Annotated in this window: 22 protein-coding genes; 12 read left to right on the top strand and 10 right to left on the bottom strand. The window is 60.4% G+C overall.

Annotation, left to right across the window (positions count from 1 at the left end):
- Positions 1–45 precede the first annotated feature (45 nt).
- From HHL09_RS17140 to HHL09_RS17160, 5 genes are all read left to right on the top strand, one after another.
- Entirely contained in the window at positions 46–2,391 is a 2,346-nt protein-coding gene (locus HHL09_RS17140; protein ID WP_169455836.1) for a beta strand repeat-containing protein, read from the top strand.
- Between the two features lie 328 nt (positions 2,392–2,719).
- On the top strand, positions 2,720–3,259 hold the full coding sequence (locus HHL09_RS17145) for a hypothetical protein (protein ID WP_169455837.1): 540 nt from the start codon (positions 2,720–2,722) through the stop codon (positions 3,257–3,259).
- Positions 3,260–3,608: 349 nt separating this feature from the next.
- On the top strand, positions 3,609–4,058 hold the full coding sequence (locus tag HHL09_RS17150; RefSeq protein WP_169455838.1) for a hypothetical protein: 450 nt from the start codon (positions 3,609–3,611) through the stop codon (positions 4,056–4,058).
- A gap of 89 nt (positions 4,059–4,147) precedes the next feature.
- Positions 4,148–5,725, top strand: coding sequence for a citramalate synthase (cimA, locus tag HHL09_RS17155; RefSeq protein ID WP_169455839.1), 1,578 nt, complete (start codon positions 4,148–4,150; stop codon positions 5,723–5,725).
- 65 nt (positions 5,726–5,790) lie between these two features.
- Entirely contained in the window at positions 5,791–6,645 is an 855-nt protein-coding gene (locus tag HHL09_RS17160) for a rhamnogalacturonan acetylesterase (protein WP_169455840.1), read from the top strand.
- Here the strand turns inward: HHL09_RS17160 and HHL09_RS17165 are convergent.
- Entirely contained in the window at positions 6,642–7,514 is an 873-nt protein-coding gene (locus HHL09_RS17165) for a DUF6528 family protein (protein WP_169455841.1), read from the bottom strand. The two genes, HHL09_RS17160 and HHL09_RS17165, sit on opposite strands and share 4 nt — an antisense overlap.
- A 98-nt stretch (positions 7,515–7,612) precedes the next feature.
- Here HHL09_RS17165 and HHL09_RS17170 point away from each other — a divergent pair, with 98 nt between their 5' ends.
- Positions 7,613–8,170, top strand: a complete 558-nt coding sequence (locus tag HHL09_RS17170) for a DNA-3-methyladenine glycosylase I (RefSeq protein WP_169455842.1) — start codon at positions 7,613–7,615, stop codon at positions 8,168–8,170.
- A gap of 54 nt (positions 8,171–8,224) precedes the next feature.
- On the opposite strand, the gene HHL09_RS17175 is transcribed toward HHL09_RS17170, so the two are convergent.
- Entirely contained in the window at positions 8,225–9,646 is a 1,422-nt protein-coding gene (locus HHL09_RS17175; RefSeq protein ID WP_205760870.1) for a DUF4139 domain-containing protein, read from the bottom strand.
- Between the two features lie 19 nt (positions 9,647–9,665).
- The gene (locus tag HHL09_RS17180) at positions 9,666–10,100 is read right to left on the bottom strand and encodes a hypothetical protein (RefSeq protein ID WP_169455844.1); all 435 of its coding nucleotides are present in this window, start codon (positions 10,098–10,100) and stop codon (positions 9,666–9,668) included.
- Between the two features lie 105 nt (positions 10,101–10,205).
- Between HHL09_RS17180 and HHL09_RS17185 the strand changes: the two genes are divergently transcribed.
- A complete protein-coding gene (locus HHL09_RS17185) occupies positions 10,206–12,074 on the top strand; it encodes a GNAT family N-acetyltransferase (protein ID WP_169455845.1) in 1,869 nt (622 codons plus the stop codon).
- Entirely contained in the window at positions 12,071–13,033 is a 963-nt protein-coding gene (locus HHL09_RS17190; protein WP_169455846.1) for a histone deacetylase family protein, read from the top strand. The genes HHL09_RS17185 and HHL09_RS17190 overlap by 4 nt, the downstream gene beginning before the upstream one ends.
- Here HHL09_RS17190 and cls read toward each other — a convergent pair.
- The 3 genes from cls to HHL09_RS17205 form a co-directional block, all read right to left on the bottom strand.
- Complete coding sequence (gene cls, locus HHL09_RS17195; protein WP_169455847.1) at positions 13,014–14,447, bottom strand: cardiolipin synthase; 1,434 nt, start codon at positions 14,445–14,447, stop codon at positions 13,014–13,016. The two genes, HHL09_RS17190 and cls, sit on opposite strands and share 20 nt — an antisense overlap.
- Positions 14,448–14,514: 67 nt before the next feature.
- Positions 14,515–16,200, bottom strand: a complete 1,686-nt coding sequence (locus HHL09_RS17200; protein WP_169455848.1) for an Aq_1262 family (lipo)protein — start codon at positions 16,198–16,200, stop codon at positions 14,515–14,517.
- A gap of 123 nt (positions 16,201–16,323) precedes the next feature.
- The gene (locus HHL09_RS17205; RefSeq protein ID WP_169455849.1) at positions 16,324–17,850 is read right to left on the bottom strand and encodes an alkaline phosphatase PhoX; all 1,527 of its coding nucleotides are present in this window, start codon (positions 17,848–17,850) and stop codon (positions 16,324–16,326) included.
- Positions 17,851–18,283: 433 nt separating this feature from the next.
- Between HHL09_RS17205 and HHL09_RS17210 the strand changes: the two genes are divergently transcribed.
- The 3 genes from HHL09_RS17210 to HHL09_RS17220 all read left to right on the top strand — a co-directional run bounded on the left by HHL09_RS17210 (position 18,284) and on the right by HHL09_RS17220 (position 21,925).
- Positions 18,284–19,465, top strand: coding sequence for a cysteine desulfurase family protein (locus tag HHL09_RS17210; RefSeq protein WP_169455850.1), 1,182 nt, complete (start codon positions 18,284–18,286; stop codon positions 19,463–19,465).
- An 18-nt stretch (positions 19,466–19,483) separates the two neighbouring features.
- Positions 19,484–21,520 carry a thioredoxin domain-containing protein gene (locus HHL09_RS17215; RefSeq protein ID WP_169455851.1) on the top strand — a complete coding sequence of 679 codons (2,037 nt, stop codon included), beginning with the start codon at positions 19,484–19,486 and terminating at the stop codon, positions 21,518–21,520.
- A 105-nt stretch (positions 21,521–21,625) separates the two neighbouring features.
- On the top strand, positions 21,626–21,925 hold the full coding sequence (locus HHL09_RS17220; protein WP_169455852.1) for a hypothetical protein: 300 nt from the start codon (positions 21,626–21,628) through the stop codon (positions 21,923–21,925).
- A 16-nt stretch (positions 21,926–21,941) separates the two neighbouring features.
- Here HHL09_RS17220 and HHL09_RS17225 read toward each other — a convergent pair whose 3' ends face one another.
- From HHL09_RS17225 to HHL09_RS17240, 4 genes are all read right to left on the bottom strand, one after another.
- Positions 21,942–22,961: an aminopeptidase gene (locus tag HHL09_RS17225; RefSeq protein WP_169455853.1), complete on the bottom strand. Its 1,020-nt coding sequence runs from the start codon at positions 22,959–22,961 to the stop codon at positions 21,942–21,944.
- Between the two features lie 2 nt (positions 22,962–22,963).
- Entirely contained in the window at positions 22,964–23,416 is a 453-nt protein-coding gene (locus HHL09_RS17230; RefSeq protein ID WP_169455854.1) for a DUF5069 domain-containing protein, read from the bottom strand.
- A gap of 129 nt (positions 23,417–23,545) precedes the next feature.
- Positions 23,546–23,719, bottom strand: coding sequence for a hypothetical protein (locus tag HHL09_RS17235; RefSeq protein WP_169455855.1), 174 nt, complete (start codon positions 23,717–23,719; stop codon positions 23,546–23,548).
- Positions 23,720–23,744: 25 nt separating this feature from the next.
- The gene (locus HHL09_RS17240) at positions 23,745–23,957 is read right to left on the bottom strand and encodes a hypothetical protein (protein ID WP_169452448.1); all 213 of its coding nucleotides are present in this window, start codon (positions 23,955–23,957) and stop codon (positions 23,745–23,747) included.
- A 282-nt stretch (positions 23,958–24,239) separates the two neighbouring features.
- On the opposite strand from HHL09_RS17240, the gene HHL09_RS17245 reads away from it, so the two are divergent.
- A complete protein-coding gene (locus HHL09_RS17245) occupies positions 24,240–26,366 on the top strand; it encodes a RecQ family ATP-dependent DNA helicase (RefSeq protein ID WP_169455856.1) in 2,127 nt (708 codons plus the stop codon).
- Positions 26,367–26,422 lie beyond the last annotated feature (56 nt).

Consider the following 26,422-nt stretch of genomic DNA (forward strand, 5'->3'; position numbering starts at 1 on the left):
CGGCCTCGCTTCACCTCTGAACGGTCTCATCTCTCCTTTGATCCCATGAGAACACATTTCTTCCAAGGGCACGTAGCCCGTAGGGCGTCTTTGCTTTCCCTCGCATCCACGGTGGCGGTCCTCGCTACCGGACCAGCATCCGCTGCGGACATCTCCTGGTCCGCCACCGCCGGTAGTTTCTCCCTGGCCAGCAACTGGGCGGGCGGCGTGATTCCCGGTGATGGCGACAATGCCGTGATCAACAATGGAGGGACCGCATCGATTGATGCCAGTCACACGGTATCCGGGCTCCATACGGGAAGCACTGCCGGCGGAGGTGGCACATTCGAACTAACAGCCGGCGATTTCAACCTGATGGAGTCGGTCAAGCTTGGCGTAGCTGCCGGGTCGAACGGAAGTTTCTCTTTTACCGGAGGGACTCTCTTTCAAGAGGATGGCGACTTCATTGTCGCGGATGCTTCGGGAAGCACGGGGGACTTCAGCATCGCGCCGGGCCTCAGCTTTACCCGTGGTGCCGGTGACATGATCATCGGGAGGCTCGGAACGGGTTCGTTCACGCTGGGCGGGAGCTTGACGTCGGCCGGCGATTTCATCGTGGGCGAGCGAAGCATCGCAAGTTCGGGATCGACAGGAACGGTGGTTCAAAATGGCGGGACCTTTGTCAGCAACGGCGACGTCTTCATCGGCCGTGGTAACCAACAGCAAGGCGTGGGAGGAAATGCCGGGAGCTATGAACTTGCAGGAGCCGTGATCATTCCCAACGGGAATGTCTTCGTGGGAACCGCGGGGGCGACCGGTCTTTTCACGCTGACCAATGGCTTCGTGGGGAAATCTTCCGCGGGCCAGTTTGTGGTGGGTGAAGGCAACGGCGGCAATGGAACGATCACGCAGATCTCCGGCTTCATTAACAGCGGCAGCGAGTTTGTCCTCGGCAAGGGAGCGGGAGCGAGTGGGACCTACACCTTGGACGGCCAGCCGCCGAGTTCACCAGCGGTGGTTTTCGGGAATGCGCTGGTGGTCGGCTTGGACGGCGGGGCGGGGGTGCTCGAGCTGAAGGGTGGATCCGTCACCAAGACCCCCGGGCCGGTGCCTTCCAACTTCGTCTTTGCGGAGGGAAATGGTTCCACCGCGGTGATCGCCACCAGTGGGGGACGCATCGTGAACACCGGTGGGGATACCTGGTTGGGGGCCAGCGGAACCGGTGTAGCGACCTGGACGATCAGCGGAAGCAGCGAAGCGGTGGTCACCTTGTTAGAATTGGGCCATGCCGATAGCGCGAAGGGCACCCTGAATCTGGACGGGGGAAGCTTGCAGACAGAGCGCATCACGCAGGGCCTCTCGACCGCGGCTTCCACGGTGAACCTCAATGGAGGCATTTTGAAAGCTGCCGGGAACTCCACCGATTTCATGAGCGGCCTCGCAGCGGTGAATGTGAAAGAAGGAGGCGCGAGCATCGATACCAACGGCTTCGATATCACGATCGATCAAACCCTGAGCGATGGGGGCGGAGGATTCTTCAAAGGGGGCGATGGCACGCTCAGCCTGGAAGGCGCCTCGAACCATACCGGGGATACGATCATCCAGAAGGGAACCCTGGTCATGAATGGCACCCTTCCCAATTCTCCGGTCACGGTGAATCCGGAGGGGACCTTGTCGGGGAAAGGAACGATCGGAGGAGCGGTAACCGTCTTCGGGGTTCTGAAGCCGGGGGAAGACGGAGGAGCTCTAACTGTGACTGGCAATGTCGATTTCTCGGGCGGGGTTTTCAAACCTTCGATCGATGGAGCCACCGTTTCGCCCTTGCTCGTGAGCAGCGAGCTCAACATCGAGAACGCGACTCTGGACCTCTCCGATGTCAGTCTGGAAGCGGGGACCTATACCATTGCCAGTTTCGGGACCTTGGTCGGGACGTCTTTCCTGGACGTGGTAGGCCTGCCGGATGGCTTCGAGGTCGGCTATACGGCTTCCTCGATCACCATTTCCGGGGCTCCTGCTGCTTCCGCCTATGATCAATGGGCGGCCTTGAACGAGTTGGAAGGGGACGATGCATTGAGCGGAGCCGATCCCGACGAGGATGGCATTCCGAACGGGGTTGAGTTCATCGTGGGAGGGAATCCCAACAGCGCGGGTGATGCGTCCAAGCTACCCGGCGGAGAGGTGGAGGACGGCAAGTTCGTTTTTACCTATCGGAGGATGGATGAAGCCGCCGAATTTCCACAGGAGGTGCAATACGGCCCGGACCTTATCGAATGGCTTACGGCAGAGGACGGGGTCGATGGTGTTGAGATCGAGGTGAGTGAGGATGCTTTCGAGGGAGGAGACCTCGTGCGCGTAAGCGTCCCGATGGTTGCCGGGCCCCGTTTCGTTCGCCTTCAGGGCGGGGAGTTCTGAAGGAGATCTTCTCGGAGTCGGAAATGGCAGAGGCCGTCCTGGAGACGGGACGGCCTCTTTTCTCGATGGCCACAGGGCCCGGCTGAGATCCATCGGAAAGGTGCCTTGCTGCCTTTTCGTGAGAGTCGTGTCGGAAATCTACCGGACCACAAGCGCTTGCGGCCAAGTTTGTTTGCTGGGGGCGCAGCGATTGAGGGTAAAGGAATCACGGCGGTGTTGGCCGATTTTGGTATCCCGAATATGGGTCCTAAAGCGCAAAAATAATGGGAAAATCTATAAATATATCCCTTGCACCTCAGGTAATAGGCCACCACGTTGCCGCCACCTTATGGACAAGATCCCATCTGACACCCTTGCACAAGTTCTTGAGCTTCGTAAAAAGAACGGTTTGGAGGCGACTGAAGCAGCCGTTTATGCCGATCTGGAAAAGTCGAAGTGCAAGTGGACGCTGAAGGATACGCCGCGCTATCGCCGTGCGGGTGATTCCCCGATCTGGGTGTCCGGCAAATATCTTTCCTCCTATGGTAACTGCCCTGCGAGCGGCGAGGCGGACGAAAAAGGAAGCAAGTCGCCAAAGGCTGCACGCGGTTCGGCCAGCTCCAAATCCAGCCCTGCAGTGGCCAGCAAGGTGGACGAGGGAGTCTTCTACAAAGTCCTTCACGGCAAGGGCTTCCCGGTGAAGATCACCCAAGACCTCCTGACCGGTGAGATCCAAACCCAGATCCCGGATTCCATCAAGAAACTGGAGCTTCAATTCGGCTCCTTGCCTGCGAATGCTTCCGCGATCTACGTGACCCAGACCTCTCCACAAATCCAAGTGGCGATGCCACTTGAGAAGTTCCTTGAGATCGCTGGTATCCGCGCCTGATAGGACTATCCTTTATTGCTCCCGGTCGGAGAATAATTCCGACCGGGAGTTTTTGTTTGGCGGATGGGGTTCTTAGGAAATGGTATATCTTAAAGAGGGGTGAGGTTGTGTTTTAATGCCGTTTGAGCGTGAACATGAGCGGGGTACCCTGCGCGCACGGGTTTTCTGTACCGGGTGGCGGGAATGCGATTGTGTTTCAGATTTTTAGCGTGTTCTGCTACGCAGCACCATGGCGAGAGGGAGGCTCCACCTGATCTTGGCAATTGTGCTGCTGGTTGCCGCGGGGATCATGATGTTCTTCACGAAGGGAAAGGGAGGAAATGTGATAACATCGTCGGCCCCCTCTCCCATGCAGACGGCTACCTCGCGGCCACCGTCGCTGAGCGGAGAGGGACGTAAGGAGCCCGACCGTATATCGCGGGAGCGGACTTGGCGTCATGCCAAGGAGCTGACCCAAGAGGAAGCGGCTGAAACCGTGGTGTCTCCCGTCTTTCTCGGCTACCTTCAATCGGATCCGAGCGACACCAAGCTGCGGATCGGGCTTCGTCAGGAAAGTGGTGAAAAGGTGGATCCATCGGAATTGGTGGTAAACGTCGATTTGCTCGATCGAGAAGGGAAGGTGATCCCGGGAGAAAACGAGGTTTCCGCGAAATGGGAAACGGGAGATAAGACTTTTGAGGAGACCGCCTTGCCGGTGCTGAGGGTCGATTCCCAGACGGCGATCGCCGGGGTCAGCGTCTCGCTTTCCTACAAGGGCCAGCAGATTGAGCAGCGTCGATATTCGCTCGAGAGACACTGAGGGATTTGGGGCAAAAGTGACATTTCTGCTGTCCCGATTGTGTGTTGCCCACGGTCCGGGAGCGCCTTAGGGTCCGCGCCCCGCCAACCATGAGCGTTCTTTCTGACAAGCCGGTCCGACTTTACGATACCACCCTGCGCGATGGCACGCAGGGGGAGGGTTTCCAGCTTTCACTGCTCGACAAGCTGCGCATTGCCGAGCGTCTCGATGCCTTTGGGATTGATTACATCGAAGGCGGCTGGCCGGGCTCGAATCCGAAGGACGTGGAGTTTTTCCAAGAGGCAAAGAAGCTGAAGCTCGCGCATGCGAAGCTGGCCGCCTTTGGCTCGACGCGCCGTGCGGATACGCCGGTGGAAGAAGATCCACAGGTGCGCCTGTTGCTTGAGGCGGAAACGCCGGTGGTGACGATCTTCGGCAAGAGCTGGGAGCTTCACGTGACCGAGGTGCTTCGTACCACGGTGGAAGAGAACCGGGCGATGATCCGCGATACGGTGGCCTATCTGAAGAAGCACGGCCGCGAAGTAGTCTACGATGCGGAGCATTTCTTCGACGGTTACAAGGATTCCCCGGAGCATGCGCTGAATGCGCTGAAGGCCGCTGCGGAAGGCGGTGCTGATTGCCTGGTGCTCTGCGATACGAATGGCGGCACGCTGCCAGGGGAGGTGATGGAAATCGCCAAGGCCGTTCAAGAGGCCATCCCGGGCGTGCCGATCGGCATCCATACTCACAACGATTGCGAGCTTGGCGTGGCGAACGCCGTCGCCGCGGTGAAAGCCGGCGCCGTGCAGGTGCAGGGAACGATCAATGGCTACGGCGAGCGCACCGGGAACTGTAACCTGACCTCGGTGATCCCGATTCTTCAGTTGAAGATGGACCTGAAGGTCGTGCCGGAGTTGGAGAAACTCCGGGATCTCTCGTACTTCGTGGACGATGTCTCGAATAACCCGCACTTCGCGCGTGCGGCGTTCGTGGGTCGCACTGCTTTCGCCCACAAGGGCGGCATGCACGTGAATGCCGTGCAGAAGCTGGCGCGCAGCTACGAGCACATCGAGCCCGGCTCGGTGGGCAACGAGCAGAACATCCTGGTCTCCGAGTTGAGCGGCCAATCGAACATCCTGATGAAGGCCGAGCAACTCGGGATCCCTCTCGACAAGGGTTCAGCGGAGGCGAAGACGGTGCTGCAAAAGGTGAAGGAACTCGAGAACGAGGGCTATGCCTACGAGGCGGCCGGCGGTTCGCTGGAACTCCTGATCCGCCGCGAACTCGGGCGCTACGAGAAGCCCTTCGAGTTGAAGGAATTCCACACCTCTTTCCGCCAGTATCGCGATGGCCATGAGCCGGTTTGCGAGGCGACGGTGAAACTCTACGTCGGTGATACCGGCAAGTACACTGTGGCGGAAGGCCATGGGGTTGTGAATGCCTTGGACAATGCGCTCCGTGAGGCGCTCCTGCCTTTCTATCCGGAGATCGCGACGGTTTCCCTGGTGGACTACAAGGTGCGCATCATTGATGGCCACGATGCCACCGCGGCGAAGACCCGAGTGCTGATCGTTTCCACCGATGGCACCGAGAACTGGGGCACCGTGGGCGTTTCCGAGAATATCATCGAGGCTTCCTGGATCGCGTTGGTGGACGGCATCGATCTCTTTCTCCAGCGCCGGAAGTAGGCGCGGCGATCACCCGATCGGGGCAGTGGGTTGCCCCGGCCGGTCGGATACGCTAGGCCATGCTCATGGAACGCAAGTTGGCGCGACGCGTCTGGCTGGGGATTGCGGGGGCGGCGGCATTGCTTGCGGCCTGTGCCCAGGACGAGCGACCGATCGTAAAGGATTCCGACCTGCCGGTGGATTCTCCGGTGGATCGGGATTTGCCGACGCTGTGGATTGCCGGGGATTCCACGGTACGGAACGGTGGCGTGCAGCGTGGCTGGGGCCAGGACATCGAGCGCTTCGTGGACCGGAAAAAGATCCATGTGGTGAATCGGGCGATCGGCGGACGTTCCTCACGAACCTTTTTTACCGAAGGTCGCTGGGACAAGATGCTGGCGGAGATGAAAGCGGGAGATCTCGTGCTGATTCAGTTCGGCCACAACGATCAGGGGCCTTTGGGGGAAGAGGGGAAGTTCCGCGGGTCAATCAAGGGAATCGGCGAGGAAACGCAGCAGGTCACGCGCCCCGATGGCGTGGTGGAGACCGTGCATAGCTTTGGATGGTATCTCAGGCACTATGCGCGCACGGCGAAGGAGAAGGGTGCCACCGTGGTGCTCTGCTCGCCAGTGCCGCACAAGAAGTTCGATGCAGCGGGGAAGTTCGTGGCGGATTGGGCGTTCCTGAAGCCTTGGGTCAAAGCCGCGGCGGAGACGGAGAAGGTGCTCTACATGGATCTCTGCGGGATTGTCTGTGCGGGATATGCCGCGATGCCCCCCTCGCAGGTCGAGGGCTTCTTTGCAGACAAGGGCACGCACACCAATCGGGAGGGTGCCCTCTACAATGCGAGGTGCGTGATCGCGGGATTGAGAGCGCTGCCAGGAAAGCCGGTCGAGCGGTTTCTCAATGAAGAAGGCAGGGGGATCCAGCTGACCCCTTAGTCTTCCGTGATGAACCAGCGTGCCTTGTAGATCTTCTCCCGCTCCAGCGTGATTTTGGCGGCAGGGTTGAGGAGTTCGACGAAGTTGGTCCACCAGTTTTCCCCTGAAGCCTGGGTGAGCATGATCCGCCCGGTCTTCGGATGGATGTCGATGCTCTTGGTTTCGACGCGATCCTTGAGCTCGGAGTCCGGTTTGAATTCGCCCTTGTCGCGATGAAAGCGCCAGACATGAGCATGGGTGGACAAGATCAGTTCCGGGGAGTGAGGAACGGGGCGCAGGTCGTGGCCATCTTCATCGGGAAGGGGATAGCGCGCCTTTACTTGGAAGGACAAGGGTGGGTCACCTTTCTTCATCTGGCAGAAGAGCAGCTCCTTGAAGCCGATGGCCCATAGGCCGGTGCGCTCCTCGTCCCAGACGAGCCCGTGTGCGGAGGGGAGAGGGATCTCATGGACGGGCTTTTCGGGCACGGAGGCGTTGAAGAAGACGATCTTGTTTCCATTCGCGCCGGTGGAGGAGGCGACGGCGATCGCGCCGCTGGGGAGGATCTCGATCGAGTGGGCGTTGGTGACCTTTGCCCACCAGAGTGCCTTGCCGGAGGGCATTTCCAGCAAGGCGCAACCGCCGGAGGAGGCACAGACGAGCATGCGCTTGCCGTTATCGATGGCCTTGCACTCGTCCGTGGTGGCGAAGATTCCTTTGATCGCTTCGGGAAGCTCCGGCCGGTCCTTGGCGCGCCATGACCAGAGCTTGGTCACCGGGGATGCCTTCGGATCGACCTGATAGACTTCCTCCCCACCGCAAACGGTGATGAGGTCCGCGGCGATTGCCGTGTGGGCCAGGACCAGGGAAGCGAGGAAGCGGAGGATCATTTGGCCGGATACGGGGCAGGATGTTCTTCCTTTCGGGTGGAAAGGTGACGAAGAAGCCTCTTCTTGAATCGCGGCGGAGAGTTGTTCTGAATTCCCGCATGACCCGCTGCCCTTGGTTGCCTGCCGATCGCGAACTCTACCGCGAATATCATGACACCGAGTGGGGCGTGGCGTCCTATGACGAGCGCTACCTCTTTGAGATGATCTGCCTTGAAGGCGCTCAAGCGGGACTTTCGTGGTGGACCGTGCTGCAAAAGCGCGAGCACTACCGGAAGGTCTTTCACAACTTCGTGCCGGAGAAGGTGGCAAAGATGAAGGATGCGGAACTTGAGAAGCTTGTTCTCGATCCGGGAATCATCCGGCATCGCGGAAAGATCGAAGCAGTGCGGGCAAATGCGAAAGCCTGGCTCGCACTAAGGGAGCGCGAGGGGGATGCGGTGAAATGGCTTTGGAGTTTTGCCGGCGGGAAGCCGCGTGTGACGTCTCCCAAGACGATGGCAGATATTCAGACGAAGACGCCGGAGTCTGATGCGATGAGCAAGGCGCTGCGGAAGGCCGGCTTCAATTTCGTGGGATCCACCACGCTTCATGCCTTCATGCAGGCGGTGGGCATGGTCAACGATCACACCGTCGATTGCTTCCGCTACAAGAAGTAGTCTCGCGGATACGAGAAAGGCGGCTCCCAGCGGAGCCGCCTTCGTGAGATTTCCTTACCAGGAGTAGTGGGCGGTGTAGGTTACCTTCTTCTCTTCGTCCGGTGCGAGTTTCACGATGAACTCGATTTTCTGGGCGTCTTTCTTTTCGTAGTCCATCGAGTTGTTCTCGATCTTCCAGTTCAGCCAGCGCCAGAGGTGCTCGCGGACGACGATTTCTTTCGGTTCTTTCGAGCGGTTTTTCACGGTGACCTCGATGGTTTCCTTTAGCCAATCGGCACGGTCATCGCGTTCGAAGTTGGTGATCTTGCGCTCGCCCACGAGGTCGAAGGCATTGCCGGTGTAGAGTGAGACTTCCTCGTTCCGCGGAGTGTGATCGATGTTGTTCTCTCCGACGAACTCGAGGTTCCCGTCCTGATCGTCGGAGCGGTAGAAGCGCACGCGTCCTGCGGGGAGGGGCACGCCGAGGCCATTAGCCTCCTCGTTCTTGAATTCCCAGTAAATGGCCACGTCCTTCGGGAACTCCATGCCTTGGATCGGCTGGGTCTGCGCGGCACCGCCTCCGAAGAAACGCATGGAGTTCGGGTCGTAGACGTATCGCTTTACCGCCTTCACGGCGGGCGAGCGCAGGAACTCCACTTGCTTGGTCTCCTTGTCCCGGATGCTGAGAGGGCGCGGCAGGGTATAGAGGTGGAAGTCATCGAAGGCCTTCTCCTGGACCTTCGCTTCGAATCGATCCGCTGCCATGGCGAGGCCGCGTGCCATGGGGGCAGCGGGCATCGCCGGCTCGATAATGTTCACGTCTCCGGCGACGAGCTTTACCAGCGCTTTGTCGAAGCCAGTGCCGCTGTTATTTTCCACGGTGACCCAGCCGGTGAGCGTGACGGTTTCTCCTTTCTCCGGGGCGACCAAATTATAGTCGGCTTCCCAGTTGAAACCGTTGCTGAGGTAAGAGAGCTGAGCGTCGAACTTGGCGCCATCCTGGCTGCCGAGTTGCCACGATAAGGTGGGGCGGAGGATCGAGTCGTTGCCGAGTGCGGGGAAAAGCGGCTCGCCGGGAAGTTGGAAACGTAGCTTGCCATCGACCTCGATGATCGGGTCTTGAGGCACGCCTCCGGGAACGTGGCCGGAGCGGATAATCTTGCCCGGCTTCACCTCCACTTTTCCATCGGGATAGGTGGTGCGGAAGTCGATGACTTGTCCCTCGAAATGGCTCAGCAGGAGTGAGCGGCTGACGGGATCATTCCGGTAGCTCTGCTCCAGGATCGAAAAGGCAGCCTTGCCTGCGGGATCACGGAGCACCACGGAATCCGGAAGAACCTGGGCAGTGGCGCGGTCGAAGGTCAGGGTGCTTTCGCCTGCTTTCAGTTCGACGGGTAGTGTCTCGCGGACTACCGCGAGGTTTTGATTGTAGATGGTGAGCGCGGTCTCGGCATTCATGGTGGAAACGAGCGCGACGGTTACGGCCAAAGCTTTCATGAGCGGATGGTTTCGAAAATTACTTGGTTTCCCGCAGCAGCGGTTCGTAGCGGAGAATGTTGAGGTAGGGCATATAAGCGCAGGATTCATCCTTTGATAGGGTGAAAGTCATGCTCCCTCCGTCGAAGGGCCATGGCACTTTCTTCAATCGGATACCCGATTCCACCGTGGGATTGCTGTCCGTGCAGATGAACTTCAGTTCCTTGCCGACCGGGCTGTCTTCGTTGACCAGCACCTCATAGGTGATGAGATGCTGGCTGCGGATCCAATTGCCCTGAACGACTTGGGAGATCACCTCGTCGCTCTTGAACATTGCCTCGACCTTGATTCCCTCGGCCTGCTCCGGTTGGGGGAAGATGAGCTGGTCTTCCGGGAGCTTGGCGTTTGTTTTCAATGGCTCCGCTCCTGCGGCGAGGCCTGCGAGGGCAAGAAAGCATGCAAATAGTCGTTTCATGGAATTCCTGGATTCATGAAGAAAGACCCTTGGGCGGCGATTTCCTTGGAAAAATTTACCGATCCCGGGTCTCGCCTGCCTTTTCTAGCGTGTTAGATTCGTCATGTGGAAACCCTTGATGAACATGAATGGCCACGGCTGGTGAGGCCCGGGAGCCGGGTCTTCATTGGCGGCGGGGCTTCCGTGCCGCACGCGCTGGTGGCTTCCATGCTTGCCCATGCCGAGCGCCTGCAGGACGTGGAAATCGTCCACATCCATGGACTCGGGGCTACGCCATGGATCGATCCGCGTTACGAGCAGATCCTGCGGACGAATTCCTTTTTCCTCACTCCTGCAGTCCGGGAGGCTGTTGAACGCGGACAGGCCGACTACACGCCTTGCCCCATGTCGGAGGTGCCGGCGCTTTTCCGAAGCAGGCGGGTGCCGATCGATGTCGCGCTGATCCAAGTGAGCCCACCGGATGAAGCGGGGAACTGTTCGCTCGGGGTCAGCGTGGATGTCGTGCGTGCGGCGATCAATGCGGCGCGTGTGGTAATTGCGCAGGTGAATCCGCTGATGCCGCGCACCGGAGGAGACAGCCTTCTGCCGGTAAAGCGGATCGATCGCTTTTTCATGCACCGGGTCGCCTTGCCGGAGTGCGTGAAGTTTGTCCCGGATGACCGGCAGGATCGCATCGGGCGCTATGCTTCGCAGCTGATCGAGGATGGTGCCACCTTGCAGGTTGGCTTGGGAAATACCCCGGAGGCAGTGATCCGCGCACTACGGAAGCACAAGCATCTCGGAATCCACTCGGGAATGTTCAATGATGCGCTGATGGAGTTGGTCCGCAGCGGTGTGGTGGACAATTCGCGAAAGACTTACAAACCCGGCAAGATCATCGCCAGCCATGTGATGGGTAGCCGGAAACTATACCGGTTCTGCGACAAGAATCCGGATTTGGAGCTTCATCCGAGCGATTGGGTGAACGACCCGCTACGCATCTCAAAGAACGAGCGCATGGTCGCGATCAACGGGGCCCGTGAGATCGATCTGACCGGTCAGGTGGTCCGGGATTCCCGGGGCCACCGTTTTTACGGAGGGATTGGCGCACTTCAGGATTTCATTCGCGGTGCAGGCCGCAGCAAGGACGGACGCCCGATCATCGTGCTGACATCCCTGACCGACGATGGGAAGCGTTCACGAATCGTCGCGGATTTCGAGCCAGGGAGCGGTGTTTCCACCGGCCGTGGAGACGTTCACTACGTGGTCACGGAGTACGGCGTTGCCAGCATTTATGGGCGCAGCATCCGGGAAAGGGTGGCACGGCTTGTTGAGATTGCGCATCCGGACTACCGCGAGTCACTGCTGGAAGGAGCGCAGGCGCGCGGATGGTTGCCTCGATTTTTCACCATGCCTGGTGGCACGCGCTCCGGCGTGGAGTCGGAATGGATCACCTTTTCCTGCGGTCGGTTTCGGTTGCGCCCGCTTTACCCAAGCGACATGCGAGCCCTGCAGTCCTTCTTCTACTCGCACGATGAAGAGACCGTGCGGCTCCGATACGGTTACCATCGGGAGCGCATGACGGGTGAATCCGCCTACAAGCTTGCCGCCGTGGATCAGTCCCGCGACCGGGCGCTCGGGCTCTTTGCCGAGATCAATGGTCGCGAGGAGCTCCGTGCGATCGGCCGATACTACCTCGACCCGGACGGAAAATCTGCAGAGGTCGCCTTCGTGGTCCATGAGTCCACGCGTCGCGCCGGGATGGGTGGCTTTCTTTTGGGAGAGCTGGCAGTGACCGCCCGGAAGCGGGGAATCACGGATTTCTGGGCCAGCGTCCTGCCCGGGAACCATGCCATGTCCGCGCTTCTGGCCCGCGCCGGGGGAACGGCCAGCCGGGACGACGAGGATCTGCGCTATGACATGAAAGTGGCCCGCATCCTCCGCTGGCGCTCGCGATATCTGGAGCATAAGCAAATCCACCGCGAGAAGCGATGAAAACCCAGCGCACCGGCATTCACTACGATTCGTGCTACGAGCATCACGAAACCGGCCCGGGCCATCCGGAGTCGCCGGCGCGCTATCGCGCGCTGCGGGCCGCCCTGGAGGAGTTGCCGGAGGATTTCGTGAGACTCCCCCGGCGCAGGGCCACAGTAGCGGAGATTCTTTTGGCCCACGAAGCCTACTACCACGATGTGGTCTATCGCGACGTGGCTTCTTGTGCCGATGTCCTGAGAACGGGCGACACGGCTTTAAGCGAGGACAGCTACGACGTCGCGCTGGACGCCAGCGGTGCCGTGTTGGCAGCGGTCGATGCCGTGATGAAAGGGGATATCCGGCGGGCCTTCTGTGCGGTGAGGCCACCCGGACACCACGCTACCGCGGATCGCGGCATGGGCTTTTGCATTTTCAATCACGTCGCCGTTGCTGCCCGCTATCTTCAGAAGCGGCATGGGCTCAAGCGGATTGCGATCGTGGATTGGGATGTGCATCATGGCAATGGGACGGAGGCGATCTTCTACGAGGATCCGAGCGTCTTTTACCTCTCTCTGCACCAGTATCCGCTCTACCCCTACACTGGCAGTGCCGGAGATACGGGGAGCGGGACCGGAGAGGGGGCGACCCTGAACATCCCGCTTGCGGCCCGCTCCGGAGGGGCGGCGGCCTTGGCTGCGTGGGACGCTCAAGCAGCGCCTGCCTTGGATGCCTTTGCTCCCGAGTTCGTGCTCGTCTCCGCGGGGTTCGATGCCCGGATCAAGGATCCTCTCGGTGATCTGGAATGGGACGACGCCACCTTTGTTGGTCTTACCAAACGGGTCGTGGCGCTGGCCGAGAAGCACGCGGGCGGGCGCGTGGTATCTTCCTTGGAAGGTGGCTATTATCCGCCGGGACTTGCCTCTGCTGCGGTTGCCCACGCGCAGGCGATGGCTGGCGAGTTCATTGCACCGGGGCCATGAGCCTTGCGGCACGGCAGGCGAGGCGGAAGCCGAACTTGCGCTCGGTGAAATCGGTGACCTTCACGACTTCGGAATTCTCAAAGTCCAGCTCCAGCATGTGGGCTACTTCTTCGATGAATGCCTTGTCAGAGCTGAGGCCCGAGATCTCGAAGTTGAGCCGGAAGGAGCGATTGTCCAGATTGGCGGTTCCCACGCAGGCGAGCTGGTCGTCCACGAGCATCACCTTCTGGTGGAGGAAGCCCCGCTTGTAGCGGTAGAGCTTCACCCCGAAAGGAATGGTTTGTTCGAAGTAGGTGAAGGCGGAGAGCCAGACCAAGAGGTGATCGGCTTTCTCCGGGATCAGGATCCTCACATCGGCACCGCGGATTGCCGCGGCCTGAAGGGCTGTGAGCACGCCGCCATCCGGAACGAAGTAGGGCGAGGCGATCCACAGACGCTCACGCGAGGTATTCGCGGCTTCTGCCACCACGAGCTGCCACGAGTCCGCGGGATCGGCGGGGCCAGTGGGGATGATTGCCGCGATCTGGTCTGCGGTTTCCGCATGGCCGGACCAATTGAGATCGGCGGGGACATCATCCGCTGCCCAGTTCCAGTCTTCGATGAAGACGAGCTGGATCGCCTGCACGCTGGGTCCCCGGAGCTTGAGGTGGGTATCCCGCCATGCTCCGAAGCGTTGGTCGCGCCCCAGATATTCGTCGCCCACGTTGATCCCGCCGATGAATGCTTCCTCTCCGTCCACCACCACGATTTTCCGGTGATTGCGGAAGTTGATCTGCAAGCGTGACCACCAGTGGCGGTTCGAGCCGAAGGCGTAGCACTGGATGCCGGCGTCTTCCATCTCCTTGAGGTAGGAGCGGCTGAGCTTGTGGGACCCGATTTCGTCGAAGAGGAAGTAGACCTTCACTCCTGCCTTCGCCCGCGAGACCAGTGCGTCCTTGAAGCGGGTGCCGATGCGGTCGTTCTTCACGATGAAGAAATTGATCAGCAGGTACTTCTCGGCGGAGAGGATGGAGGTGAAGAGAGCTTCAAAGGTTTCCTCTCCATCAATCAGCAGGGTCAATTCGTTGCCGCGGGTGAAAGGGAGTCCGCCGAGGATTTCCGCGGCCCGGCCGAAGGCGTCGTCGGGCTTGATTTCGTAGTGACGAAGGCGGCGATGCATCTCATCGGCAAGCTTCCGTAGATCCGCATCATCGCTACGGCGTGCCCGCACGTAGCCGGAGAAACGGCTCCGGCCAGCAATCCAGTAGAGGGGAATCGCGACCCAAGGCGCGGCGATCAGTGATACCATCCACGCAATGGTGCCCTGGGCCGTGCGCACCGTCATCAACGCGTGAATCACGTGGATGATTCCCAGAAGGTGCAGCAAAAGGATCCCCGTGCCGACAAGGAAGGGGGCGGTATCGGGGTCTGGCATTTCCCCTATCTAGCACGGTCTTGGCCTTGGCCAAGAACCGGTTTGCTAGAAAAAGGGTATGGATCGCTTACTTCGTGGCCGCTTGGTCAGGCCAATCGAGCAAGATATTCCACTTGTAGATCTTGTCGATCGGAAGGGTCGGAGAGGTCTCGTTGTCGATTTTGTCGTAGACGTTCTTCGGCGGGGTGAGGACCGCGTCCTTTCCGTAGATGAAATCCTGGTCCTCCACGATCGTGCGGTAGGCCTTGTTGAGGGCTAGTGCACGCTCCCGCGAGGGGGTGATGAGATCATAGACGTCCTTCGCCTCGGCCAGCTTGCCGGGATCGGTGGTTCCGTCTTCCTTGAGCCAGCGGGCGGACATTTCGTCGTTGTTCCGGAACTCGCTGCCACCACCCGCCCGGGCGAGGTAGGTCACGATCTCTCCCAGGGTTTCTCCCTTGTTCGGAGCATCCGGCATGCCCTTGAGATCGAGGTAGCCCCAGCCCTTGGTCCCATCGAGCTTGCGGGGAAAGCTGAAGGTCTTGTCGATGGTGGAGCCAATGGTGTTGTGGCAGCCCATGCAGGAGAAGTTCTCCTCGTAGGTATAGGCACGCAGCCGGCCTTTCTTGTCTTCGATGAAGCCTTGGAGTGCCCAGCCGTTGCCATTGTCGATGCCGAGTTGTCCCAATTCATGGTAGGCGGGCAAATTGCCGGCTTCCTTCTCCATGGCCTCAAGATCGTAGCGGCGGGCATACATCGCCTTCGAGAAGGACTTCGCCTTTTTCGAATAGCGCACTTCCTTCATGCGCGTGGAGCTGACGATGCTGCCATCCTTTCCGATCCCAACGTAGCGGACGGTATGCAGGAACTCGGTGCCCTGCGGATAGAGGGAGGTATCCAGGGGTTCCGCTTCGGCGGCTCCGACCCAGGAACCGGTCCTGGTGATACGCGTGACCACCTCGAGGCTGCCGTTTCCGTCGAGATCCTTGCCGACAAGATTTTCATCCACGGGCAGCGAGCCGATCTCCTTCACACCCTTGATGTTCGCTTCGAGGATGGCGAGGTTCGCCTTATAGATTTCCGCGGACTTTTTGCCTTCCCGGTCCGTGCGGAAACGGAGGTGGAGACGGATCATCACGTCATCGGTCGATCCGTTCGTCGGCCAGAAGGTGCTGGGGAAAGGCTTGTAATTGAAAGCGACCCAATCGCTGCCGTCCTTGGCGAAGCCTTGGACATCGAAGGCATCCTTGCCGAGATGCAGGTTTTGGAGGTCGGGGATCCAGCCCTTGAAATCTTTTTCCCGCAGGCGCGAGGAGAGCTCGGAGTAGTTGTCCTCGCCGATGTAGCGGAGGATTTCCTCATCACTGATGGCTGCCGCCCGGGCGGTGCGATCCTCGAAGAGATTCTTCCAGTGATTGGTCATTCCCATATCGCTGAAGCTGTAGGCTTCCTGGAGATCAGCGTCGGCCATGACGTTTTCCCGGCCATCGATGGGATCCTGATGGCAGACGTAGCAGGGATTGTGGCGGATCTCGGTGCGCGTGTAGCACTGTGGCGGGACCACTGCCTCGCCGTTTGACAGGGTTACCACCGGATGGACTTCCGGCACCATGGGGAGGACCGAGTCGCTCTCGCGAAGCGAATCGAGGATTTGCTGATAGATGGGAACACCGCCGCCTTCCGGTGGGCGGGTTTCCTCCGCATTGACGATTGGGGAGGCCAGGCCGAGGAGGCTGATGAAAAGCAAGCTGCCCGGAATTCTCGTGGAGTTCATGGCGATGCAGGCGATGTGGATGAAGCGGTGGAATAGAAAGCGATAGCGCGGGGAAGGACGACCGCGGGAGTCGCCCTTCCCTTTGCTATCGTGGGGAGGATGGTCAGGAAATCATGCCAAGGCTCACTGGTTGGTGAGGCCCTTCGCGTTGTTAAGCTTCTTCACGAAGCCTCCGTTCGGCACGTTGCTCACGTTGAAGAGCCAGACCGAGTCGCCCAAGCCGTTTGGCACGGTCGTGAGGTCGGTGCTGATCGGATGCTGCACGGACACCGCATATTCGGTCGGGACGGCCGGATTGAAGATCATGCCGGTGGCTTCCGAGCCGTTCACGCGGATGCTCATGAAATGATCGATCGATTCGGCGACGCCATCGCTGTTCTTGTCGCGGACGAACCAGATGTCGCCGCCGGTCGAGGAACCATTCGGGGCATCTTCGATGACATAGACGTTGCCGAGGGCGTCGAGGGAGATGTTGTCGGGTGAGTTGAGAGTGCCCGTGGTGGCAGCAAAGCCGAGGTTGCGCGGGGTGGCGGTGCTGGCCATCACGCGGACGAAGGCCTTGCCTGTCGCCTTGGCCGGGCGACCGTTATTCCGCTTATCCAGCATCTCGATGGAGAGGATCTTGTTCTCCGAAGTGATGGCCACGAAGAGGACCTCGTTACCATTGGTCAGGCGGCTGACGGACATGTCTTCCGGGCGGCCGAAGGGAGTGCCGCCGGCGTCATCCGCGGCAGGACGGCCTCCGAAAACGTCGGTGGAGGTGCGAGGGTCGTTCGGTGGGCCGTCGCGGAAGGGATTCGTGATGCCTGGCAGCGGCGTGCCGCTCTCATTGGTCAGGGGAACCCAGGTGGCCGCGCCTTCGCGAACCACGCCCGCGGGCTGTTGGTTCCAATCTTCGGCAGGCTTGCCGCCGCTGGACAGGAAGGAGTCAACGGAGAGGACGAAGGTCTGGCCGACCGTGTAGTCACCGGCCTTCTTCATCACGAACTTGTAAATGGAGCCCGAGTTGAACTCGTCGATGAAGTAGATCGTGTCTTCGAACTTCGAGCTGAAGTTCACGCCCTCGTGGGAAACGTTTGCAATGCTTTCCAGCACGCGGGATTGGATTTCCGCGGGGGGAGCCATCGGGTTGAGGATCTCGACCACGCGGCCGAGGCCGGCCCACTCCTCGGCGAGGAAGAGGGTGTTGTTCGGCGTCCAGCGGCAGGGGTCGAAGGCGGCGTAGTCGCTTGCCCAGTTACCGCTGGCATCGCCTGCGAAGATGGTCTCGGTGGAGTTGTCGTAGAGATTGTGGCGGCTGCATCCGGCACCCACCGAGGTCTCGTGCGGGATGAAGAGGTAGTTACCGGTCGGGTCGAAAGCCAGCATGTCGAACATCGAAGCGCTGCTGCCGAGACCCGGAACGCGAACGATCGATTGATTGGGGCTCAGGATCTGATCTTCCACCTCGCGAAGGCTCAGGGCGTTCTTCTGGCTGATGCCTTCCGGCGTTACCCAAGGTGAGGAAAGCTCGGCCAACTGGTTCGGTGCCACGACCGGTGCGGATTCGGTGAGCGGGGTGAACCAGACATCGGTGCCGGCCATTGCGGCGTGCGTGCCCAGCAGGGCAGCGGTCATGAGGAGGTTGTTTCTCAAGGAGAGGATTTTCATAGGTACGGCTACTGCAAGGTTTGTTCGGGCGCGGCTAGTGGCTCCGATGCCACTAGCCGTTCCAAACAGTCCGTGATGAACCATGGTGTCCGGAATTCCGCATCGAATGGATGGTGGCGATATTCTCACGTGACGATTGGGTTGCAAAGAATTGCGATCTCAGGACCGGGCTGTTGGATGCGTGAGTTTGTGTGGTCCCCACGCGGCGGCTGCCTTCGAGACTCTTCGGGGCGGCTGCCTGTTCCGCCTGTTATAACAGGGAAAATAACAGGCGGTCCCTTGTGTTTCGAGCGGCGTGGGCGCTTTGGCGGAGGTTCTAGCGAAGCCGCGCTTTGCCGGGAATCCCTTCGAGTGGTCCCCGGCCGGGACATCCGGTCGGCCGCGGTGCATTGGCTGGCTTGCGGGATCCTGAACGGGGGCCTACCCTTCCGCCGTGATCTACCTTGATGCCAACGCCACCACCCCGCTGCTGCCGGAGGTGCTTGATGCGATGCTTCCTTGGCTACGCGAAGGCTTCCATAATCCGAACGCCAGCTATCGCGGGGCGAAGGAGGCGCGCAAGGCGATCGAGGACGCCCGGGAAAAGGTGGCTGCGCTGATTGGTGCGGATCCGGATGAGATCGTTTTCACCTCCGGTGGAACGGAAAGCACCAATGCAGCGCTCAAGTGGCTGGCGCGCTTGGTGGGCAGGAAGTCCGGGAAGGTGATCACCAGCGCGATCGAGCACAGCGCGGTGCTAAAGCCGGTGGAGACCTTTGCGGATGTCGGCTATGCCGTCACGAAAGCCGGCGTCGACGCCGGTGGCCGCCTGCTGGTGGATGAATACCGGACTGCCTGCGAGGCAGCGAAAGAAGGCGGGGGATTCGCCTCGATCATGTGGGCGAATAATGAAACCGGAGTGATTCAACCGATCGACGAGGCCTGTGAGATCGCGAAGCAGAACGGCCTCGCCTTTCATACGGATGCGATCCAAGCCGTGGGCAAAATCCCGGTGAGCGTCCGGGAAGGGCCCGTGGATTTCCTCTCCCTGTCCGGGCACAAGTTCCATGGACCGAAGGGGGTGGGAGCGCTCTATGTTCGCAGCGGCGCCCGTTTCGAGCCCTTGCTTCGCGGAGGTGGCCAGGAGAAGGACCGCCGTAGCGGGACCGAAAATACGGCAGGCATCGTAGGTCTGGGGAAAGCTGCCGAGCTTGCCGCCGCCCGGCTGGCAGCATGGCAGACGCCCGCCGCGATCCGCAGTGCCTTCGAAGCGAAGGTGGTGGAGTCGATCACGGGCTGCACGATCAATGGCGACCTGATCCACCGGCTGCCGGGTACCAGCCACCTTTCTTTCACCGGCTGTGAAGCCGCGGGCCTGCTCATCCTTCTGGACGATCTCGGCGTGGCGTGTTCCGCGGGCTCCGCCTGCATGACCGGCAAGCAGCAGCCTTCCCATGTCCAGAAGGCGATGGGCTTCAGCGATGCGAAGGCGAAGAGCAGCCTTCGTTTCGGGTTTTCCTCTCTCAGCACCATGGAGGAAGCGATGGAGGCCGCTGCAGCACTGGCCAAAGCGGTGGAAAAACTCCGCCGGGTGCAAGGAGGCAATACCGGCCCGGTGGTGGTATATTCCGTCTGATCTGTTTTCCCCAATCCCATGGCCAACGCACTCGCGCAAGAAACCTCTCCGTACCTTCTCCAGCACGCGCACAATCCGGTCGATTGGCTGCCATGGAGCGAGGACGCCTTTTCCCGGGCCAAGGCCGATGACAAGCTGGTCTTCCTGTCGGTGGGCTATTCCACCTGTCACTGGTGCCACGTGATGGAGCGCGAGAGCTTCGAGAATGAAGCGATCGCCGGGGTGATGAACCGCAACTTCATCTGCGTGAAGGTGGATCGCGAGGAGCGGCCGGATATCGACGCGACTTACATGGCCTTTGTCCAAGCGACGACCGGCCAGGGAGGATGGCCGATGAGTGTGTGGCTGACGCCGGAGGGGAAGCCGGTGGTCGGCGGGACGTATTTCCCACCGGAAGACCGCTACGGGCGCGCCGGTTTCCCGAAGCTCTGCGATGAGATCGGCCGCCTGTGGAAAGATGACCGCGAACGCATGCAGGATAGCGCGGAAAAGGTGATGGCCCACCTGCGCCGGGAGGCAGTGCCGGACTCGGTGCTCAATCGCTTGCCGGGGGACAAGGTGTTCGGTGACTTTCTCGACCGCTGCGAGTCGATGTTTGATCCATCGCTTGGCGGGTGGGGCGGCGCGCCAAAGTTTCCGCGTCCGGTGGTGCCGCGGCTGCTGCTCCAGCTGGCCGACCGCTTCGACGGGGACGAAGCGGAGTCTGCACTGCAGATGACTTCAAGAACGCTTCGGGCGATGGCGGCGGGCGGCATGTACGACCAGCTGGGCGGAGGCTTTCACCGCTACTCCGTGGATCGCTACTGGCATGTCCCGCACTACGAGAAGATGCTCTATGACCAAGGACAGCTCGCGCTGCTCTATCTGGAAGCATGGCAGGCAGGGGGGGACGGACGGGACCGGGAAGTGGCGGAAGATATTTTCCGCTATGTGATCGATGAACTGCTGGATCCCTGCGGTGCCTTCCATGCCGCGGAGGATGCCGATAGCCTGGCCGAAGAAGGAGACACGGAAAAGAAAGAGGGTGCCTACTGGACTTGGGAGGCGGCGGAGATCTACCGGCTGCTCGATGCGAAAACCGCTGCGGTTTTCTGTGCCGCCTATGGTATCGAAGAGGGCGGGAATGCCCGTCCTGAAAGCGATCCACATGGCGAACTCGAAGGACGGAACACCCTGTTCCAAGCGGCAGGCATCGCGACGCTCGCCGAGCAATTTGACCTCAGCGAAGAGGAGATCCGCGGCATCCTCGCCGGGGCAAAGGCGATTCTTCTGACGCAGCGCAAGCTCCGGCCGCTGCCACATCGCGATGACAAGATCATCACGGCTTGGAACGGCCTCATGATCGCGGCGCTTGCGAGAGGTGCGCGGCTCTTGGAACGCGCCGACCTGGGGCATGCGGCGAAGCAGGCCCTGGAGTTCATCCGGCGCGAGCTGTGGGACGGCGAGCATCTCTGGCGGAGCTATCGAGGCAAGCGAGGCGATGCGCCCGGATTCGCCGCGGACCATGCTTTCCTCATTTCCGGCCTTATCGAGATGTATGCCGCCGATGGGGATCCGGCATGGCTGGAGTGGGCGCGGGAGATTCAGGCGGCCTTTGACGCAGAGCACTGGGAAGAGAGCCGTGCCGGCTATGTGATTCGTGCTGAACTGGGTGGCGAAGCTCTTCTTGTCATTCGGGAGGATTACGATGGAGCAGAGCCGGCCGCCAATCACGTGGCGGCGGAGAATCTACTGAAGCTTTCGATGCTCCTCGATGAACCGGCCTATGCCAAGCGGGCGGAGGCGATCCTCAGGGCGGGAGCGAGGACCGCGGAGGCGCAGGCCTTCGCCGTACCGGTTCTGCTGGGAGCACTGGACCTTCGAGACCGGGGTGTCGTGAAGATCGAGGTGAAGGGAACTCCTGCGCCGGAACTCGCGGAGGCGCTGCGCCGGACTTGGGTGCCGCGTGCGGTTTGGACGAGGTCCGCCGGGGATGGAGAGGTGATCGTGTGTGAAGGTCAGGTCTGCCTGCCGCCGATCCGAACGCTGGAGGAGTGGGAGCGGCTCCATCTGTGATCACTGGAACTCGCGGTGATTCAAACGGTCCGGGACAAGGAACGGAAAAATGCCCCTTGAAATTCGATCGAATGCAGGTCCCTTCTCCGGCGTTTCACCACCGGTATGAGAAAGCTCGCCATCCTCGCCGCTGCCTTCGTCCTGCAAGCTGTTGCCGCCCATGCCGGCACCATCGCGATCAAGAATGATACTCCTTCACCCCGCACCATCACCGTCTATCAGGGCGGCAAACTGGCGGGCTATGTGGACCGGCTGAAGCGGAACAAGACCCTGCTTGTGAAGATCAACGATGCCGGGCCTAAGCCGATCGTCGTCATCGAAGTCGCGGGAGAAAAAGAGTATCTCTTCGTTCCCGCAAAGACGCGGACCTACAAGGTCACCTGGCTGCTGGACATGATGTACTGAGCTGAAGGGAAGGGGATCACTCCTCCTCTTCAAGCTTCAGGTCCTTCGCTTTCTTGTAGAAGAGGTCCAAGTCGCCGCCGCAATCCGCGAGAAGCTTGTGGAAGGTGGGGACGTGGTGCTGGTAAGTCACGAGCGCGACGAGATGGGCATTGTTGATGTCCTCCGTTAGCCATGACTCAAGGCCGCGCCCGCCCCAGCGGCGACGGAGCTCGCGGAAACCTTCGCGGAGCTTGTGGAAGATCGCTGCCTTCTTCTTTCTCATCTCCTCCGGAGGAAGTCCTGAGGCGTAGAGCTTCTCCAAGTCCGCGCGGGTTTGATCAATCTTATTGTAGAACTGGGCGCGGCGCACCAGGCGGCCTTCGTATTTCTTGAGATCCTTGGTGCGGCCTTCGTGTCGAAGCCAGCGGCGGACGCCTTCTTCGGCCATCGCATTGGCGAGTGACTCGTTGAAGGTGGTATCTCCATCACGGAAGAGACGGCGGTGCGTCAGTTCGTGGAAGATGAGCTCGGCCAGGTCAACATCCGCCGAGTGGACGAAGGTATTCAGCACCGGATCGTGAAGCCACCCGAGCGTGGAGTATGCATCGGTGCCGCCGACCTGAACATCGTAGCCTTCGGAGCGCAGCTTGGCGGCGAGCTTGTCGGAGTCTTCCTTCCGGAAGTAGCCGCGGTAATCGAGTTCGCCCAAGGTGGGATACCACCATTTCTTCGGCTCCAGGGAAAACTCCGGCGCGGCGTAGAGAACCCACACGACATAGGGGCGGCCAAGATCCGCATACTTGCCGTAGCTTTCATTCCCGGGAAGTGTCAGGTAGTCCGTCGCGAAGGCGCGGATCTTTTCGACCGCCACGAGTTGCTTTCGCAAGGCGGGATCCGTCTTCGGATCCGCGATGATGGGTTGGCTCGGCTTGCTCTTGCGGATGATTTCCCACTGGCCTGCCGCAGCCTGCTGATAGAAATGGATCGTCTGGCAGGAAGCGAGCGCCAGAAGCGCCGGTGCCAGAGCAACGAGGGAGGATATCCTTCGGAAAGCCATGGTCATTTCCACGCGTCCCGCCACATGTCCGGATACCAGCGACCCTCGTCGATTTCGATCAGATCGAAGTCGGTGATGGCCCGGCCATCATTGGCGATACCGTATTCCTTGATTGCGGCGGGGATGTATTCGTCGGTCTCGTCGTCGCGCCAGCCGCGTTTGCTCATGAAGCTGTTGTAGATGAGGATCTCTTCAGCGGTGAGGCGGCGGCCCTTGCTGAAGCACCATTCAAGGGCTTCCTCATTGGCCGCTCCGGAGAGGACCTGATTCTTCACCTCTTCATAGGCGATTCCGAGGTAGCGGCAGGTGCGGCCATCGAAGCCCTGGCCCAGCATGTCGAAATACTCTTCCGGCAGGCTGCCTGAAGCGTGGAGACGGATCTTGGAGCACATTCTCGCGAAGTAGAACATGCCAGAGGTTTTCTCATAACAGCCGCCGATTCCTTCGACCTTCATGACTTCAACGTGACGGGTCGCGAGTGGCTTGCCCACTGGAAAGTTGGGTGGGCATGCCGCGGTACAGAACCAGGGCCGGAGTGGAGGCGATGATGGTCGCCACTCCCCGGCCCTTTGCTGCCGATGAGATTAGCGGTAGGTGGTGGTGGTCTCCTCCGTGGTGCTCTCGGCGCCGGTCAGGTGGTCGGTTGTCGTGGTGGTGGTTGAAGAGCTGGAACGCGTGCCGTCGGAAGGCTCGACGTAGGTGCAGTTCGAGAGGCCGATGATGCCAGCGATCATCAGAAGGATACGTGTGGTTTTCATGGTAGTGTTGGATTGAGGTTGGGGATTATTCGACTTTGTTAATGACGGTACTGGTCCCTTCGGAACTACTGGTTCCAGAGCCCGGCGACCCGGTGCGGGCGGCACCCATGATTCCGAGGGCCAAGATCACAGCCCCGATCACGCCCACCCAGACGGGAGGAATGCCGATCAGGGTGGCAGCATAACAGAGCGCTCCCAAGAGGATGAGGGAGCCGAGGATGTAGAGGATGATTCTCATAGCAGTGGCTCCTGTTGCAGAGGTAGTGCCTGATCCTGTCTCCCTCGCTTTTGAATGCTTTGTATTTTTCTTAAAATCAGCGAATTAGGGTGATTTAAATGGCCTTCTGAGCGGACTCTGGATTTGCGGTGGGGAGCCGTGCCCCGGCGCAACTCGCACAGGAGCCCGATGCACCGGGATGCAAACCGCAATGGCGCGGCGAATTGGTTCAAACCCTTGGAATGAGGACGATAACCACGGCTTGACCCTTTGGCGGGGATTAGTTCATCTGAACAAGTTTTCATGCCTCAGGCACCGCAGAAGAATCTCGTCCAGACTCCACTCGAAGCGCTTCGCCGGCACTTCGGGCACGGGGGCTTTTTGGACGGGCAAGACCGGGTGATCAGCCAGATCGCCAGTGGGCGCGATGGCTTGGTGGTGATGCCGACGGGGGGAGGGAAATCGCTCTGCTATCAGCTTCCTGCCCTGTGCTTCGAGGGGGTGACTCTCGTGGTTTCGCCCCTGATCGCCCTGATGAAGGATCAAGTGGATGCCTTGGTGGCGAAGGGAATCCCGGCGACGCTTATCAATTCAACGGTGCCGTGGGAGGAGCAGAAGGAGCGGCTGGACGGGATGCGGAGCGGGAAGTGGAAGCTGGTGTATGTCGCTCCCGAACGTTTCCGTGCTGAGTCTTTCCTGAATGCCTTGCGAGGTGTGGAGGTTTCGCTTTTCGCAGTCGATGAGGCGCACTGCCTGAGCCAGTGGGGACATGATTTCCGGCCGGACTACATGCGGCTGGGCAAGGCGCTGGATAAGATCGGCCGTCCGCAATGCGTGGCCCTGACTGCCACCGCGACGCCGATCGTGCGCCAGGACATCCTCGACGTGCTGAAGCTGCGGGATCCTTTCGAGGTGGTGAGCGGTTTCTCGCGGCCGAATCTTTCGCTGGCGATCACGGCGGTGGAAAAGAAGCAGCAGAAGTACGACCGCATCCGCGATATCGTCTCCGCGCACAAGACGGGCATCGTCTATTGCGCCACGCGCAAGAAGGTGGAAGAGGTGGCTGAGGTGCTGGCTTCCTGGCGCATCCGCTCGATCGCCTATCACGGCGGGATGAGCGATGCCGAGCGCGAGAAGGCGCAGAATATTTTCCTGCAACGAAAGGCGGATGTGGCGGTGGCCACGAATGCCTTTGGCATGGGTATCGACCGCTCCGACGTGCGCTTCGTGATCCACTTCGAGGTGCCTGGCAGCATCGAGGCCTACTATCAGGAAGCGGGCCGCGCGGGGCGGGACGGGGAGGCGGCGCATTGCGAGCTGCTCTTCAACTACGCGGATACGCGGACGCAGGAGTTTTTCATCGAAGGGGCGAATCCCGGGGCTTCCACGATCCGGCAGGTTTACCAGTATCTGCTGAATCAGGCGGACAAGGAGTACGAGATTCATCGTAGCATCGAGGAGATCGCCGAAGGTGCGGACGTGAAGAACCCGATGGCGGTCAGCAGCGCGCTGGCCTCGCTCGCGCGGAGCGGCTATGTCGAGCGCTTCGACATTCCGGGGAAGCGGATGCGCGGTACGCGCCTGAAGCGGCCGGATGTCTTTGCCCGGGCGCTGGAACTCGATGAGGCGGCGCTGGACGAGAAGGACCGGCGTGACCGCGACAAGCTGAAGTCGATGGTGGAGCTCTGCTATGCGCGCAGCTGCCGCCAGCAATGGATCCTCGGGTATTTCGGCGAGGAGGATGCCGCGACCTGTGGGAACTGCGATGTGTGCCGCGATAATGGCGGCGGCGAGATGCGGGCGCCTACCGCGGAGGAAGATCTCGTGGTGCGCAAGGCGCTCAGCGGCGTGGCGCGGATGTCGCGCAAGACGACGGCGGGTTGGGAAGGGAAGTTCGGGCGCGGGAAGATCGTGCAGATGCTTTGCGGCAGCCGCTCGCAGGAGATTCTAGCGGGCGGACTGGATCAGCTGAGCACCTATGGCATCCTGAAGTCCCAAGGAACCGGCTATCTCAATGCCCTGCTCCGGGCGATGGGGGATGTCGGCTTGCTTCGTATCGAGGCGGGAGAGTTCCCGTTGCTCACGCTCACCGATCAAGGCGAGAAGGTCATGCGCGGTGCCATGAAGTATCGGATGGCTTGGCCATCGGCTACGGCCTTGGGCGGCGGAGCATCGTCCTCCCTGAAGGATCACGGCTTTGATGCGAGCCTTTACTCGATGCTGCGGGATCTCCGCGCGAATCTTGCGAAGCGGGAAGATGTGCCGCCCTATGTGATTTTCAGCAACAAGACCTTGGAAGCGCTGAGCCGTTATCGCCCCGTGACAGCGGAGGAAGGTTTGTCGGTCCCGGGGATTGGTGAATCCAAGGCCCAGCGGTATCTTCCTGCTTTCCTCAGGGTGCTGGCGGATTGGACGCGGATGCAGCGGTGAGGAGGGCGGGAAGGTTGCGGAGCGGAATTCATGGGGTTTTCTCCGGTCTTTCAACT

Source organism: Luteolibacter luteus (assembly GCF_012913485.1).
Taxonomy (GTDB): domain Bacteria; phylum Verrucomicrobiota; class Verrucomicrobiia; order Verrucomicrobiales; family Akkermansiaceae; genus Haloferula; species Haloferula lutea.